General features: G+C 62.1%; 6 protein-coding genes and 2 pseudogenes. 2 read left to right on the forward strand and 6 right to left on the reverse strand.

Annotated elements, in window-relative coordinates:
• Positions 1-429: 429 nt before the first annotated feature.
• The 4 genes and pseudogenes from B3N48_RS26350 to mfd all read right to left on the reverse strand — a co-directional run.
• Positions 430-2565 (reverse strand): annotated as a pseudogene (locus tag B3N48_RS26350) (DEAD/DEAH box helicase); the annotation flags it as partial.
• A 39-nt stretch (positions 2566-2604) separates the two neighbouring features.
• Positions 2605-3135, reverse strand: a pseudogene (locus tag B3N48_RS27020) (SWIM zinc finger family protein); the annotation flags it as partial.
• A 13-nt stretch (positions 3136-3148) separates the two neighbouring features.
• Positions 3149-3685: a CsiV family protein gene (locus B3N48_RS26355; protein ID WP_296188722.1), complete on the reverse strand. Its 537-nt coding sequence runs from the start codon at positions 3683-3685 to the stop codon at positions 3149-3151.
• A gap of 9 nt (positions 3686-3694) precedes the next feature.
• Positions 3695-7147 (reverse strand): transcription-repair coupling factor, encoded by a 3453-nt coding sequence (gene mfd / locus B3N48_RS26360; RefSeq protein WP_296188723.1) that lies wholly within the window; start codon positions 7145-7147, stop codon positions 3695-3697.
• 169 nt (positions 7148-7316) lie between these two features.
• Here mfd and B3N48_RS26365 point away from each other — a divergent pair, with 169 nt between their 5' ends.
• Entirely contained in the window at positions 7317-8780 is a 1464-nt protein-coding gene (locus B3N48_RS26365) for a glyceraldehyde-3-phosphate dehydrogenase (protein WP_296188839.1), read from the forward strand.
• Between the two features lie 304 nt (positions 8781-9084).
• Here B3N48_RS26365 and B3N48_RS26370 read toward each other — a convergent pair whose 3' ends face one another.
• Positions 9085-10374, reverse strand: coding sequence for an MFS transporter (locus tag B3N48_RS26370; RefSeq protein ID WP_296188725.1), 1290 nt, complete (start codon positions 10372-10374; stop codon positions 9085-9087).
• A 295-nt stretch (positions 10375-10669) separates the two neighbouring features.
• Here B3N48_RS26370 and B3N48_RS26375 point away from each other — a divergent pair, with 295 nt between their 5' ends.
• Entirely contained in the window at positions 10670-14884 is a 4215-nt protein-coding gene (locus B3N48_RS26375) for a dermonecrotic toxin domain-containing protein (RefSeq protein ID WP_296188726.1), read from the forward strand.
• Here the strand turns inward: B3N48_RS26375 and B3N48_RS26380 are convergent, their stop codons facing one another.
• The gene (locus B3N48_RS26380) at positions 14885-15451 is read right to left on the reverse strand and encodes a chalcone isomerase family protein (RefSeq protein ID WP_296188728.1); all 567 of its coding nucleotides are present in this window, start codon (positions 15449-15451) and stop codon (positions 14885-14887) included.
• Positions 15452-15792: the final 341 nt, after the last annotated feature.

Consider the following 15792-nt stretch of genomic DNA (forward strand, 5'->3'; position numbering starts at 1 on the left):
GGGTCAGTGGTTGGTGCGGCGTCTGGCACACCGCCTGGCGGCCGTCTTCCCTCCGGCTGCTCCTACGGGTTCTGCGGCTGGCTCGGATCATTGGTCCGCCGCGACGAAGGCGTATAAGGCCAAGCCGGATCTCGGACACGCTGAAGCCATGTAGGAGCCGCCGAAGGCACGACGGCCGCGATGGCGTCGGGTCAGCAAGTGGTGTGTTATCTGACACACCGCCTTCACGGCCGTCGTGCCTCCGGCTGCTCCTACGGGGTCTGCGGCTGGCTCGGATCATTGGTCCGCCGCGACGAAGGCGTATAAGGCCAAGCCGGATCTCGGACACGCTGAAGCCATGTAGGAGCCGCCGAAGGCACGACGGCCGCGATGGCGTCGGGTCAGCAAGTGGTGTGTTATCTGACACACCGCCTTCACGGCCGTCGTGCCTTACCGCTTCACCCGCTTCGGCGGCGAGGGCAGTGGGGCGAAGAGGGCTTCGATGTCGTCATCCTGAAGCCGCCAGTCCCCCGCCGTGCGGCCATCCAGCACGCCCGATGCCAAGGCTGACTTCTCCTGCTGCAGGTGCTGGATTTTCTCTTCCACGGTGCCGCGAGCGATCATCTTGTAGACGAACACCGGCTTTTCCTGCCCGATGCGGTAGGCCCGGTCGGTTGCCTGATTTTCCGCGGCCGGGTTCCACCAGGGGTCGTAGTGAATCACTGTGTCTGCCGCCGTCAGGTTCAAACCCGTGCCCCCCGCCTTGAGGCTGATGAGGAAGATCGAACGTTTGCCGCTCTGGAACTCCTGCACCGGCGTGCGGCGATCCTTGGTCTGGCCGGTAAGCAGGGCGTATTCGATGCCGCGCTGGGTCAATTCTGCTTCGATCAGCTCCAGCATCGACGTGAACTGCGAAAAGAGCAGGATCTTGCGATTCTCCGCCAGCAGCTCTTCGAGCATCTCCAGCAGGCTATCCAGCTTGGCCGAACTGGACTGTCGCGTGTTGACCGGCGCGCTGTTCACCAGTCGCAAGTCGCAGCAGACCTGGCGCAGTTTGAGCAACGCTTCGAGAATGATGATCTGGCTGCGCGCCACGCCCTTGCGGGTGATTTCATCGCGGACTTTCTTGTCCATCGCCAGGCGCATGGTTTCGTACACGTCGCGCTGGGCATCGTTGAGTTCGACCCACTGCACGATTTCAGTCTTGGGCGGCAGCTCGGTGGCGACTTCTTCTTTGGTCCGGCGCAGCAGGAACGGCTTGATCCGCGCATTCAAGTGCTGCAACCGGGCTTCGTTGCCCAGCTTCTCGATGGGCGTGCGGTAGTTGCTGCTGAACTGTTTGGCGTCACCGAGCCAGCCAGGCATCAGAAAGTGGAACAACGACCACAACTCGCCCAGGTGATTTTCCAGCGGCGTGCCACTGAGGCACAGGCGCTGGCGGGCATTCAATTGACGGGCTGCCTGCGCCGCCTTGCTGTTGGGGTTCTTGATGTACTGCGCTTCATCCAGGACCAACACGTGCAGCAGCTGCTTGCTCAGCTTTTCCACGTCGCGGGGCAGCAGGGCGTAGGTCGTGAGAATCAGGTCGTAATCCCCGAGCTTGTCGTAGTCCTGATGCCGATTGGCGCCGTACAACGCCAGCACCGTGAGCTGCGGCGTGAAGTGTTTGGCCTCGTCCACCCAATTGGGGATCAGGCTGGTGGGCATCACGACCAAGGCCGGACGATCGAGCCGTCCGGCCTGCTTCTCCATCAGCAGGTGCGCCAGGGTTTGCAGGGTCTTGCCCAGCCCCATGTCGTCAGCCAGCACGCCGCCGACTTCCAGTTCGCGCAGGGCCTGCATCCAGCTCAGGCCCTCCAGTTGATAGGGGCGCAACGTAGCGTTCAGGCCTTCCGGTGCCTCGACTCGGGCGTTCTTGATATTGACCAGCCGCTCGGAAAACGCCCGCAGCCGGTCGCCGCCTTGCCACACCAGCGGCAGGTCGTCGAGCTGCTTGAGCCGCGCGGCGTCCGCCGTGTTCAGGCGAATCGCATTGTTACCGTCTTCGCGCCAGTAAAAGTCGCCAAGGGTCGCCAGCACGGTCTTCAGCCGACCATACGGAAGCGCCACTTGAATCGGCACGCCGCCCCGCGGGGTGAAGTGATTGAGCTGCACCAGCAGTTGCTCGTCGTCCCGGCGTTTGGCGATACCGGCGGCCGTCATCAACTCCGGATGGGTACGCAACAGGTTGATCAGAATCGGCAGCAGGCTGAGGCGCTCGCCGTTGACGATGATTCCCAGTTCCAGGCCGAACCAGTCGCGTTCCGGCTCCTCATCGACCACCGCGTACCAATCGTCCACGGCGGTGACGTCGAAGCCGAAATCGTCATTCATTTCGATCTGCCAGCCACGCTCGCGTAACTTCGGCAGTTCATCAAGCATGAAACTCAGCCAGGCCTTGTCGGTGGGCAGCTCGAACATTTCGCCAGCGCTGTCCGGCAGGGCCTTGCTCTGGCGTGTCGCGATGCGAAAACCCATGTCCAGTAGCTCTTTGCGCAATTGCGCCTCGATCTCCAGGTGGCGGCGGATGCGCAGCGTCTCCGATTTCAGGTGCCACAGCAGATCACTGGAGCGACCGGGACTTGGCGTCCCCGAGGCATATAGCTCGCGATAACGGAAGGCGAGCGCCGCGCGGTGCTGTATGTGCCGCTGCATCTTGCCGTTACGCGGCTCATAGGCGCTGAATTCGAAGCTGGCGAGGATCAGCCGCGGCTTGGGCTTGATGTTCTTCTCCAGCTTTTCGGGCAGGGCAGGCTTGGGTTCGACGAGGTCCTTCCTGTCGGCGGATGAGCGATTCAACAGGGCCAGGATGTCTGGCTGATTCTCCGGGGCTTGCAGGTAGAACAGTGCCGCCGCACAGTGCTTGCAGTTGTTGCGCACCGGGCAGGTGCATTTGCCGACCACGAAATTACGGGTGCGCTCGGGGTCTTTGAACAGCAGGGTCTGGGTGTACATGTCCAGACTCGAGCCCCTACACACCGTACGTACGAGGTCGGCACTGAGGTGTTCGAGGGCGACGCGTTTTTGCCGGGCATATTCGAGCCCGCGCTCCACGCTTTGCGCTTTGAACAACGGTTCCCATGGCAGGGCGAGGGCTTTTTCCAATAGGGTTGACACGTGTTGCCCTACATCAACGTGGAGCTTGAAGAGGAGAGACCTTGATCAACATGGCCAGACTCCCATTGTCCATGTAGGTCAATTCGCCGTTGCGGACCCGCGTCGCCTGACGCATGCGTTCGCTGGTCACCAGCACGCCATGCTCATCCAGCTGATTGACCCAGAAATTGGCGTCGATGTCAGTGAAGCGCGCCAGACCCAGGCTCACCGTGCCCTCGATGGGAAAGTGGCCGAACTGTGGCTGACCGCTGCTGATGGCCACCTTGCTCGGCGTCGCGCTCAGGCTCTGTTGCCAGGCGCGGTGCAGCAGCACTTGGTAGCCGTCGCTGGCCTCGAGCTTGCTGACCAGCGCGTCGAGCCCGGTGGACGTCTGGTTATCGGCGCCCAGGGTTTGCGCACCCGCGGCCCAGTCTTCCGGTGCCGCCTGATTGGTGGCCGCGGGCTCGCCGTGCTGGCGGAACAGGATCAGCTCCACCTGATACATCCCATCGGCGAAGGCTGCCGGGGCGATCAGCACCAGCAGCAGGGTGAGCGAGCGAAACACACGCATGATGAATCCTTAGGCAGGTGTCGGGGTCAGGCGCTCGAACAGCGCTTCAATCGTGTTGAAACGCTCTTCAGGGCGTTCCATCGGCACCGTGAACTTGAACAGCGTGGCACCTTCGAACTTGTAGCGTTTGGGTTGGCCCTGAATCAGCTTGATCAGCGTCAGCGGGTCTACCGGCGTATCGGCGGCAAATTCGATTCGTCCACCCTGTGGGCCCGCATCGACCTTTTTGATGCCCAACTGCTCGGCCTTGAGCTTGAGCGAGGTCATACGCACCAGGTTCTTGGTCGGTTCCGGCAGCAGGCCGAAGCGATCGATCATCTCCACCTGCAGGTCCTTGAGGCCGTCTTCGTCGGCGGCGTTGGCAATGCGTTTGTAGAGCATCAGCCGCGCGTGGACGTCTGGCAGGTAGTCTTCCGGAATCAGCCCCGGCACCCGCAGATTGACCTCCGGACCGCCACTGAGCGGCTGGTCGAGGTTCGGCTGCTCGCCCTTGCGGATCGACTTCACCGCGCGTTCGAGCATTTCCATATAAAGGGTGAACCCCACGGCCTGGATCTGCCCGCTCTGGCCTTCGCCCAGGAGTTCGCCCGCGCCGCGGATTTCCAGGTCGTTGGTCGCCAGCACGAAGCCTGCGCCAAGGTCTTGGGTGTTGGCGATGGCTTCCAGACGCTTCTCGGCGTCGGCGGTGATCTGCTTGCGCGGCGGCGTCAGCAGGTAAGCGTACGCCTGGTGGTGGCTGCGCCCGACCCGGCCGCGCAGCTGGTGCAGCTGGGCCAGGCCGAATTTGTCGGCACGCTCGATGATGATGGTGTTGGCGCTTGGCACGTCGATGCCGGTCTCGATGATGGTCGAGGCGATCAGCACGTTGAAACGCTTGTGGTAGAAGTCGCTCATCACCTGTTCGAGATCGCGTTCGTGCATCTGGCCGTGACCGATGCCGATGCGCGCTTCCGGCACCAGTTCGGCGAGGTCGGCGGCGCATTTCTCGATGGTCTTCACATCGTTGTGCAGGTAATACACCTGACCGCCGCGCAGCAATTCCCGCAGCAGCGCTTCCTTGACCGTCGGTTTGTTCTGCTCCATGACGAAGGTACGCACCGACAGGCGACGGGCAGGCGGGGTGGCGATGATCGACAGGTCGCGCATGCCGGCCACGGCCATGTTCAGCGTGCGCGGGATCGGCGTGGCGGTCAGGGTCAGGATGTCGACTTCGCTGCGCAGGGCCTTGAGCTGTTCTTTCTGACGCACACCGAAGCGGTGTTCTTCGTCGATGATCACCAGGCCCAGGTTCTTGAGCTTGACGTCGTCCTGCAACAGCTTGTGGGTACCGATCACGATGTCGATCTTGCCCTCGGCCAGATCCGCCACCGCGGCGTTGATTTCCTTGGCCGATTTGAAGCGGCTCATCACCTCGACCGTCACCGGCCAGTCGGCGAAGCGGTCGCGGAAACTGTTGTAGTGCTGCTGGGCGAGCAGGGTGGTCGGCACCAGAATTGCCACCTGCTTGCCGCCGTGCACGGCGATGAACGCGGCGCGCATGGCCACTTCGGTCTTGCCGAAGCCCACGTCGCCGCAGACCAGACGGTCCATCGGCTTGGGCGCGAGCATGTCGGCGCGCACGGCCTCGATGGTGGTCTGCTGATCGGGGGTTTCCTCGAACGGGAAGCCGGCGCTGAACGTCTCGTAATCCAGCTTGGGGTCGGCGAACGCATAGCCTTCACGGGCGGCGCGACGGGCATAGATGTCGAGCAGTTCGGCGGCGACGTCGCGCACCTGTTCGGCGGCCTTGCGTTTGGCTTTCTGCCAGGCTTCCGAGCCGAGGCGATGCAGCGGTGCGAGTTCGTCGTCGCTCCCGGTGTAGCGCGCGATCAGGTGCAGGTTGGCCACCGGGACGTAGAGCTTGGCGTCCTCGGCATAAGCCAGCATGAGGAATTCGGCGACCTGATTTTCCACTTCCAGTGTCGCCAGCCCAAGGTAACGGCCCACCCCGTGGTCGATGTGCACCACCGGCGCACCTTCGCGCAGCTCGGCGAGGTTCTTGATCACCGCATCGCTGGAGTGGCCATCCATGCGCTTCTCGCGACGGCGGCGCTGCATGACCCGTTGACCGAATAGCGGACTTTCCGCAACCAGCGCCAAGGCCGGCTCTTCAAGCACCAGACCCTCGTCCAGCGGGGCGATGGTGATTGCCAGCCGCTCTTTGCTGTCGACGAATTCCTGCCAGCTGTCTACGGTTTTAGGGCGTAGTTTCAGGCGTTCGAGCAGCTCCAGCAGCACTTCGCGACGACCTGCGGATTCGGCGGTGAACAGCACGCGACCGGGGAACTCGTCGAGGAAGGTCGAAAGCGCGGCGAGGGGCTGGCTGGCCTTGGCCTCGATGGCCAGGTCCGGCAATGCCCGCGCGGGGAAACGGTCGCGACCGACGCCTGTTTCGACATCGTCTTGACTGGCGACCACCCGGGGCCAGCTTTTGAGGCGCGCGAAGCAGTCTTCCACCGGCAGGAACAGCTCGGCAGGGGGCAGCAGCGGACGGTCCGGGTCGACACGACGCTCTTCGTAACGGTTACGCACGTCCTTCCAGAAGGTCTCCGCCGCCGCTTCGATGCCTGGCAGCGAAAACACCTGCGTGTCCTGGGGTAGGTAGTCGAACAGGGTGGAGGTTTCTTCGAAGAACAGCGGGATGTAGTACTCGATGCCTGCTGGCGTGATGCCGCTGTTCAGGTCTTGAAAGATCGGGCTGCGCCGGAAATCGACGTCGAAGCGCTCGCGGAAACGGGCCTTGAAACGCGTGACCGCTTCTTTCTGCAGCGGAAATTCCTTGGCCGGCAACAGGCGCACCGAGTCGACCTTGTCGATGGAACGCTGAGTTTCCGGCTCGAAGGTGCGCAGGGTCTCGATCTCGTCGTCGAACAAGTCGATGCGGTAGGGCAGTTTGCTGCCCATGGGGAACAAGTCGATCAGCGCGCCGCGCACCGTGAACTCGCCGTGTTCATAGACCGTGTCGACGTAGCGATAACCGGTCGCTTCGAGCCGCGTGCGCATGGCCTCGACATCGAGCTTCTGGCCGACGTCCAGTACCAGACTGCTGCCGAGCAGGAATTTGGTCGGTGCCAGTCGGTGCAGCGCCGTGGTGATCGGCACCACCAGCACGCCATGGACCAGCTCCGGCAGCCGGTACAGGCTGGCGATGCGCTGGGAGATGATGTCCTGATGAGGGGAGAACAGATCGTAGGGCAGGGTTTCCCAGTCAGGGAAATGCAACACCGGAAGATCGGGGGCGAAGAACTTCAGTTCCTGTTCCAGTCGCTCGGCGCTTTGGCTGTCGGCGGTCAAAAGCAGGGTGAAGCGTTTCGCGGCGCTGGCAGCCTCGGCAATGGCCAGGCTTTGAGCGGCACCGGGCAGGTTGCCCCAATGTTGTTTGCCTGCGGCGGCAGGAAGAATCGGTAGGCGCAGAACGGGCACGGAAGATAAAGCTCCAGGCGTTGCGGCAAAGCCGGGGATTGTAACTAAAACCGCAATCCGCTGTCAGTTTTACCCGCTCACAATTATGTAGTGCCCGGCGACCCGCAAAGTCCGGATTGCTCATAAACAAAGGCTTGGGCATAATGTAGTCCCTTTTTTCAGCCCCTACATATGGAAGGTTACCGTGACTCAGAAGCCCGACCAGTGTCTTGGTGAATGGATCGATCGTGAAGCGCTCGCCGAGGCGATGATCCCGCTTATCGGTCAGCTCTACCGCAATAACAATGTGGTGAGTTCGATCTATGGCCGCACCCTGATCAATCGCTCAGTGATTGCGATTCTCAAAGCACACCGCTTTGCACGTCATCGTCAAGCCGACGCGACCGAGTTGTCCGTACACGAAACTTTCCCCCTCATCAAAGCGATGAGCGAACTCAAACTGGGTGCCGCTTCGGTGGACCTCGGCAAACTGGCCGTCAAATACAAAGCCGAGGCCAATGGCCGTAGCGCTGAGCAGTTTGTCCGCGAAGAGCTGGCCGAGGTCGTGGGTCAGCAGAATTCCGGCGCTCGCAAAGGCACCGACGTCGTGTTGTACGGTTTTGGCCGTATCGGTCGCCTGCTGGCGCGCATCCTGATCGAAAAAACCGGTGGCGGCGACGGCCTGCGTCTGCGCGCCATCGTCGTGCGCAAAGGCGCCGAGAACGATCTGGTCAAGCGCGCGAGCCTGCTGCGTCGTGACTCGGTTCACGGCCCGTTCGACGGCACCATCACCATCGATGAAGCGAACAACACCATCAGCGCCAACGGCAATCTGATTCAGGTCATTTACGCCAAGACCCCGACCGAGGTGGACTACACCCAGTACGGCATCAAGGACGCCTTGCTGGTCGACAACACCGGCGTATGGCGGGATGCCGACGGCCTGGGCCAGCACCTGCAGTGCCCTGGCGTCGACCGCGTTGTGTTGACCGCGCCCGGCAAAGGCAAGTTGAAGAACATCGTTCACGGCATCAACCACCAGCAGATCACCGCCGATGACAAGATCATCTCGGCCGCGTCCTGCACCACCAACGCCATCGTGCCGGTGCTCAAAGCCATCAACGACAAGTTCGGCATCGTCAACGGCCACGTCGAAACGGTTCACTCGTACACCAACGACCAGAACCTGATCGACAACTTCCACAAGGGCGATCGCCGTGGCCGCAGCGCCGCGCTGAACATGGTCATCACCGAAACCGGCGCTGCCACCGCGGCTGCCAAGGCGCTGCCAGAGCTGGCGGGCAAGCTGACCGGCAACGCGATTCGCGTACCGACGCCAAACGTCTCGATGGCGATCCTGAACCTGAATCTGAGTGCTGAAACGACTCGGGAAGAGGTCAATGAATACCTGCGCCACACCGCGCTGTACTCGGACCTGCACAAGCAGATCGACTTTGTCGCCTCGCAGGAAGTGGTCTCCACTGACTTCGTCGGCTCGCGCCACGCCGGAGTGGTCGACGCCGAAGCCACCATCGTCAACGACAACCGCGTTGTGCTGTACGTCTGGTACGACAACGAATTCGGTTACAGCTGTCAGGTGGTTCGCGTGATGGAAGACATGGCCGGGGTCAACCCGCCTGCTTTCCCTAAATAAGGTAGAAGCGGCGGCGAGCGGCAAGTTATAAGCTGCAAGCTGCTAAAGCGGCGACGAGTCACGAGTTGCGAGCCGCAAACCAACCTAAAACGCCACGACTGGAGCATCCGGTCGTGGCGTTTTTGTTTGTGGGGTTTGAGTCCGGCCAAACTCCGAGCCTCGGCGGATTTCTTGTGGGAGTGGTGTCAAAACGGATATCGTCGGCGTTGCAGAAAATCGACCGCCCAAAAAAACGCCCCGAACCAGTCGGGGCGTTTGCGTTTCCACTTGCAGCTTGCAGCTTGCAGCTTGCAGCTTGCAGCTTTTAGCTCGCGACCGCTTCCACGTGCGCATGACCGCCTTTGCGGAACAGCACCAGCGTGGCGATCAGGCCCAGAATGGCCGCACCGCTTAACCAGATGCCCGGCGCCGCTTTGTTGTTCAGCTCGTGGATCAAGTAGGTACAGGCCGCCGGGGTGAAGCCGCCGAAGGTCGCCGTCGCCAGGCTGTAGGCCAGAGAGAAGCCCGTGGTGCGCACTTCGACGGGCATGATTTCGGTCAGGGACACCACCATCGCGCCGTTGTACGAGCCGTACAGGAAGGACAGCCACAGCTCGACCATCAGCAGGTTGCCGAAGCTCGGGTTGGAGGTCAGCCAGGACAGGGCAGGGTACGCCGTGACGATGGCCAGAATCGTCGCCGCCAGCAGCAGGGGTTTGCGACCGATCTTGTCAGACACCGCGCCCATGACCGGCAACCAGATGAAGTTCGAGATACCGACGCACACGGTCACCAGCAGGCTGTCCAGGTCGGACAGGTGCAGCTCGTTTTTGCCGAAGGTCGGCGTGTAAGCCGTGATCAGGTAGAACGACACGGTGGTCATGACCACCAGCGCCATGCCGGCAATGACAATGCCGAAGTTCGAGCCGATGGACTTCACCACCTCGCCCATGGTCGGACGGTGTTTGCGCGCGCGGGCTTCGAATTCAGGGGTTTCCTCCAGCGAACGGCGGATGATGAAAATCGCCGGAACGATGGCGCAACCCACAATGAACGGTACGCGCCAGCCCCATTGGCTCATGTCTTCCGGGCTCAGCCAGTGGTTGAGGGCCACACCCAGCAGGCCAGCGAACACCACCGCTGCCTGCTGGCTCGCGGATTGCCAGCTGACGAAGAAGCCTTTGCGGCCCGGGGTCGAGATTTCAGCCAAGTACACCGACACACCGCCCAGCTCTACGCCGGCGGAGAAGCCTTGCAGCAGACGGCCGACCAGCACCAACAGTGGCGCGGCGACCCCGAGCGTCGCGTAGCCGGGCACGCACGCGATCAGGATCGTGCCCATCGCCATCATTGCCAGCGTGATAATCAGACCTTTTTTACGACCGTGGTGGTCGATGTAGGCACCGAGGAAGATGGCGCCCAGTGGGCGCATCAGGAAGCCCGCGCCGAAGGTTGCCAGTGACAGCATCAGGGAGGCGAACTCGCTGTCGGCCGGGAAGAAGGTCTTTGCAATGGCTGTGGCGTAGAAGCCGTAAACCATAAAGTCGAACATTTCAAGGAAATTGCCGCTGACAACGCGGAAAATCGCCTTGCCTTTGCCTGTGGTCGAGGCCATTTGGAATTACTCACTTAGGCTGTCTAGCTGGGGGGATCCGTTGTATTTGTACGTCCTCTGCCGCGCAGTTCACGCTTGGTCCTGAGCTGCGCAGATTTGTAACGATATGTGTAAAAGTGGCGGATGGCAATCAGAAGCCTCGCGTCGCCTCGTTGCAATCGGTCCATGGGCCCCCGGCTGCAATATTTGTTCATGTCACGGCCTTCCCGCCTCTCCTTTTAACTCGCTCCCTTTGTTCCGTCCCGGTTGCCAAGGCTGTTGGCGGCCATGGCTTACTTTGCGAGTTAACCACCCGATGACTGTTAAAGCTGACCTGATCGATTTGTTTTCCCGACGTCCTTCACTTTCGCCACTGGCTCGCGCATTGCTGCGCGGCGAACTGAAGCGTCAATTTCCTCACCTCCCGCTCGACCCTGACGTGGTGGTCATAACGGAGGTGACCGAGAGCGGCGAGCCGACGAGCGAAACCCTGACCGCCTGCCTGCATCGGCTGTTCGCCGTTGGCACTACGCCCCAATGGCGCGCCGGGGTGAATACGCTGCTCATCGACCCGACACTGCCGGACGCCACGGCCTCCGACGTGGACATGGAAACGTTAGCCGTGGTCTTCGACACCGTGTCCCTGAGCCTGCTCGACCATTTCATGGCCGCACTGGTGACGTTTTGGGACCAGCCCGATGCAGACGGCCTCAGTCCTGGCGTGCGTTTGGCGGCCGTGCTCGAAGAGCGGCACCCGGGTCCCGACGCCTCGGTCGCCTCCGAGCATCAGGCGTTATCGGTCCTCGACGCGCAGTTGACTGCCATTCAGGGCGTTCCTGCGCTGGGTCTGGCGGATTTCGCTGAGATTGAGCGTTATCTGGCGAAAATCACCGACATCACCCCCTTATTGATCGATGCACGAGACACGGTGATTGCCTCGCGTCTGTCCCGGCTCGAACAACTCCCGCCCTGGCTGAGCGCTGCATCGCCTGCTGACCGTCTCGATTACAGCCGCAAACTGGCGGCATTGGCGGTGGTCACCGAGCAGTCGGAGGGGCGAAGCTGGGACGACGACTTGCCGCCGCTCCTCGATTACGCCCGCAAAGCGCTGCAGGACTTGCTGCGCGATGACTACCCGGACGCCACGTGGCTTACCCTCGATGATGTCACCGTGCACATCGACAAAGTGGTCGCCGCGCCGGTGCCGTCAGTCGGGCAGTTCATCCCCATCGGCAGCGTTGAGCATCAGCGGATGAGCGTGGCCCATTTCGCCCTGGGCAACCTGTGCAGCCTCCCCAGCGGCACGATCAAGTTGTCGATGCGGGACGGTGGGCCGCCGCCGACCTGGCTGACAGTCAATTACCTGAAGCGCCTGATTACCCGCGCTAATGTCGGCAGTGCGTACCCGGCCCTGGTGCGTCGCTACCTGATTGCCGATCCGGTCGAGACCGTGCGCCGTCAACGCCTGTTCGCCGATCAGCTTCGCGCGCAATTACCGCTCAAAGCACTGGAGCAGAAAATTCGTGGCGAAGGCCAACTGACCGAGGCGGGCTATCGGCGGGTGTGTGCGCTGTTCGCGAAGTCTGCTGAAGGTTCACCCGCTGACAGTGTGCTGCGTCCGCTGGCCTGGGTGGCACAGCCCGGCGCCACGGCTGACCCAGTCTGTAACCTGTTCGTGATTGGCGCAGCGGATACCGCCGTCGGTCCGTTTCTGCTGTATCGCCCGCTGGCGCCCGTGCCGTTGGTTGAATTCGCCACGTGGCAGCAACTGCGCACAGCCATTGCCACAGCGGGCGAGCTGCAAGATGAGGTGCTGGCCTGGATGACCGATCACGGACGGCGCCGTTACGCCAATGGTGGTTTTGATCAGCCACATATCATCCGCTTCGGGCTCGGCTCGGATTTCGCGCCGACGCCGATTCCCGCCCCTGCGCAATTGAGCGTGGCGCCGGTCGAGGGCGATCTGTTGCAGGCCCTGTTCGACGCCAATGCCCAGGCACTGGTGGACCTCGCTGATCGCGAGTCGGTGTCCAACGCCGAAAGCCGCTGGGCGATGATCCAGCGCGCCGGCTGGCTCGGGCTGGATCTGGTAATGCCGTTCCTGTCAGGCGGGGTTGCCAACGCGCTGTGGCTGGTGCAGTTGATGAACGCGGTGGATCAGACGCTGGTGGCGGGTAAGCGCTCGGTCGGTCCTGAGCAACGGCAGGCGTGGAATACGCTGCTGCTGACCGTCTCCATGATTCTGCTGCATCGGGGCTTTACGTACCGCGCCCGAGACGTGCAGCGCTCGGCCACCCTTCGCGCCATCGAAACTGAATTGGCGGCCTCGCCAGAGGCGCCTGATGTGCAAAGCAACGAACCCCCACCGCTGGCGATTGCCAGCGAGGCCCCTCAGCAGCTGGATTTTTCCTGGTCCAGCCTTCGGCATACGTTGACCCATGCACAAAGACAGCATCTGGACCGTCTGAGAGTCATTCCCGAGCCGCAATGGGTGCTGACGTCCGAAGCCTCGGAGAAAAACGGGCTTATCCAGCACGATGATCAATGGTGGGTGCAGCTGGACACCGGGGTGTATCCAGTGTCGTTCTCAGGGGAAACGGTGCGCATTGCCGACCCGCAGCACCCGTTATCGCTGGGGCCTCGGCTCAAGCGTGTCGAGCAGCAATGGCAGCTCGATCTGTCACTGGGCCTGCGCGGCGGCGGGCCGAAACGCACGGCCCGACAGTTGGCTCAGGAAAACGCAGCGAAGCTCAAGCAGGTCACGGAGCAGAACGCCGTCCTCGACGCACGCAAGAAAACCCTGTATCGACGATTCGTGACGTGGCACGCGGCCTGCCGCAACGTCGCGGGTCAGATCCAGGCCACGGTGTTCGATGCGATCGAAGTCGACCTCAATGAACTCATGGGCATTTTCGAAGAGAAACAGCGGCTGCAAGCCTCGTTGCGCCCTGCGGATCGGATGCCTGAGAAAACAGTGGCAACGGACCTGCAGGCCGTGGTGCGGCGCATCGCCTTTTACGAGGGGGTGTTGATGCAAAACCTGGTCAAGCTCGCGCGCTCTCAAATCAACCGGCTTGACGCGCTGGCCGTGTCGGCGGTGACCCAGGCCAACGTCGATGCCTACGTCGCGCTGTTCGAAGAGATGCTGCTGATCGAGGAGCGCGGCACTGTGTGGTCTGCGCATCGGGAACGCTTATGGCAGCAACTGCGGGAGGTGCCCAAAGTCGGGGAAAAAATCTGGCACGACGAAGTGCTGGACCTGCTGCGCAGCAACGTGTTCACGCACCTTGACTGGCGTGCGACGCGCCTGTGGTCGCTGCTGGAGCTGAGCTTCAGCAGAGACGTGGTGCTGTCGAAACACGGTAACGCCGAGATCAAAGCGTTGCGGACCGATGACCGCCTGCATGCGGCGGTCAGCTCCCAGATCGAACTGGAGAAGCCCAACGATTACACGCTGGCCGAGCAAATCGACGTCTTGGAGAGCTCACTGCGCGAGTACGATCGGGGCATTCTGACCGCGACCTGCGCCCAGCAAGACATGCCCGAAGCGTTCGATCCGGCGCGGTTCACGCGTTTTCTCGACGAGTTCGGCTGGATAGCGGAACGCGCGGAGCAACGCCTGTCCGATCTGATTCGCGAGAGTACAGAAGCCGAGAAACGGCCTATTGACGTCGCGCCGAGGGTCAGACAGCCGCGCAAGCGGGTGTTCAAGACCCGTAATCAGCGCACCCTGGTGGGGCAGCTTCGCGAGGGCGAGCCGGATTTACCGGGCGCGGTGCTGGAAGTCACCCAACCCATGGGACAGGCTGCGATCGAGACCTACCACTTGCATGAAAACGGGGAGTGGGTCGAGGTCGAAACCGCCGCGCCCGTCCAGCCGGACAAACCGGAACCCAAGCTCGGACCGGTCGAGCTCAAACGTCAGTCCAGCGAAGCGCTGGCGCGCGTCGATTCGGACATCGGTAACGCCCGTCGTCAGGCGAAACGGGCCGATGAGCCGGCCGACATGCAGGACATTCTGGTGCACAAAGCCGACAGCCTGTCTGCACTGGCGGACAAGCTCGCAAACGCTGCGGGCAGTGACGAAGCCGCTCAGGGGCAGGTCAGTGCGTTGCGAGCGGCCGCCACTCGACTGGTGGAAGAGGGCCGCGCGCTGCGCATCGCCATGATCAAGGCGCAGCCACCCACGGCGGCGCGTCTTGCGTATCTGGCGCAGGAGCGGGAAGTGGACATCGCCCTGTTCGAGGGGCGCAAGAACCTGTCGGGGGCCAAGCGCAACGACTTTCTGCAGGAGTACGTCATTCGTGACACGGATCGTCGTGTGCTCTGGTGGGCGCACTTTCACTACCCCACTGAAAGTGCGTCGGCAGAAGCCTTCAGCGCGGCCCACCTGAAACTCCCGGAGCAGCGATTCGTCGGCTACAAAGCGCAGGTCAAGGCGGCCAAGGACAGCAAAGAAGTCATCAGCGTGTACCGCAGCGCGATCGGCAAGGACGTCGCGCAGCGGTTGTTCTTGAGCCTGGTCGGCTAGCTATTTAAGCAACGCCTCACGCAGGTCGGCGGACAAGCCGTCCGGGGCCAGCCAGATCGCGAAGTACACCTTCGCCAGCTCGGCATCGGGGCTGGCGAAGATCACCTTGCCGTTGCGGATCAGGGTCAGGCCGTCGGTGCGGTCCCACGCCAGGTCATAGCGGTCGCCTTTGACGATGTTTTGAAAACTGCCGTGCAGCCGGTCAAGCTCCGGTCTCAGCCGGGCCAATGTTTCCGGCGTCTGTTGTTTGTCGAGCGCGGCATTGGCGGCCTTGATCACGTCCTGACGGTCAATGTCTTTGAGGTAGTACAGTTCGAGCTTCTGAGGGGCTTGGGTGAAGGCGGCCTGTTTGGCGGAAACGGACGGTTCGGCGTAGAAGGCGGCGGCGTAGACGTCGGTCCACAAGTACGTGAGGATCGCCTGGTTCTTGCGCTCCAGCGGTGGAGTGTGGCCGTCGAGGCGGACGGGAAAGTTGGCCTGCTTGAGCAGATCCGCCTGCGAAGCCATGACCATGGGGCTGGCGAACGCGGCGAGCACAAGCATCCAGGGCAGGAGGCGGTGGCGCATAAGGGGCTCTTCTCTCGATGAAGGTGCGGTAAGGGTATGACATTTTTGCCCATTCGCGGTTGAGCGCGGTAGGCAAACGACTGTGCCGTTCGCCTACATTCCGCCATACCGCCGAGACCCCGAAGCGGCGTGGCGAACAACCCTCCAAGGCTCAACCCACAAAAATTGCAGCTTTTATTGGGATTCCCCCCACCAACACATTTATCATCCGCACCCATCGGGCATTTCCTCCCCGTTTGCGGTGACGGATGCACGTCACGCAGACAAAATTGGCTTGCGACGCGACCAAGGGTTAATGTTCCCCGCGACGCTGGACGATTAGACTGCGCCGCGAGTTTCGA

Source organism: Pseudomonas sp. UBA1879 (assembly GCF_002338065.1).
GTDB lineage: Bacteria > Pseudomonadota > Gammaproteobacteria > Pseudomonadales > Pseudomonadaceae > Aquipseudomonas.

Excerpts from the sequence above, each read along its gene's own strand:
- B3N48_RS26355 (WP_296188722.1), bottom strand. The coding sequence starts at position 3,685 with ATGCGTGTGTTTCGCTCGCTCACCCTGCTGCTGGTGCTGATCGCCCCG.
- B3N48_RS26370 (WP_296188725.1), bottom strand. The coding sequence starts at position 10,374 with ATGGCCTCGACCACAGGCAAAGGCAAGGCGATTTTCCGCGTTGTCAGC.
- B3N48_RS26375 (WP_296188726.1), top strand. The coding sequence starts at position 10,670 with ATGACTGTTAAAGCTGACCTGATCGATTTGTTTTCCCGACGTCCTTCA.
- B3N48_RS26380 (WP_296188728.1), bottom strand. The coding sequence starts at position 15,451 with ATGCGCCACCGCCTCCTGCCCTGGATGCTTGTGCTCGCCGCGTTCGCC.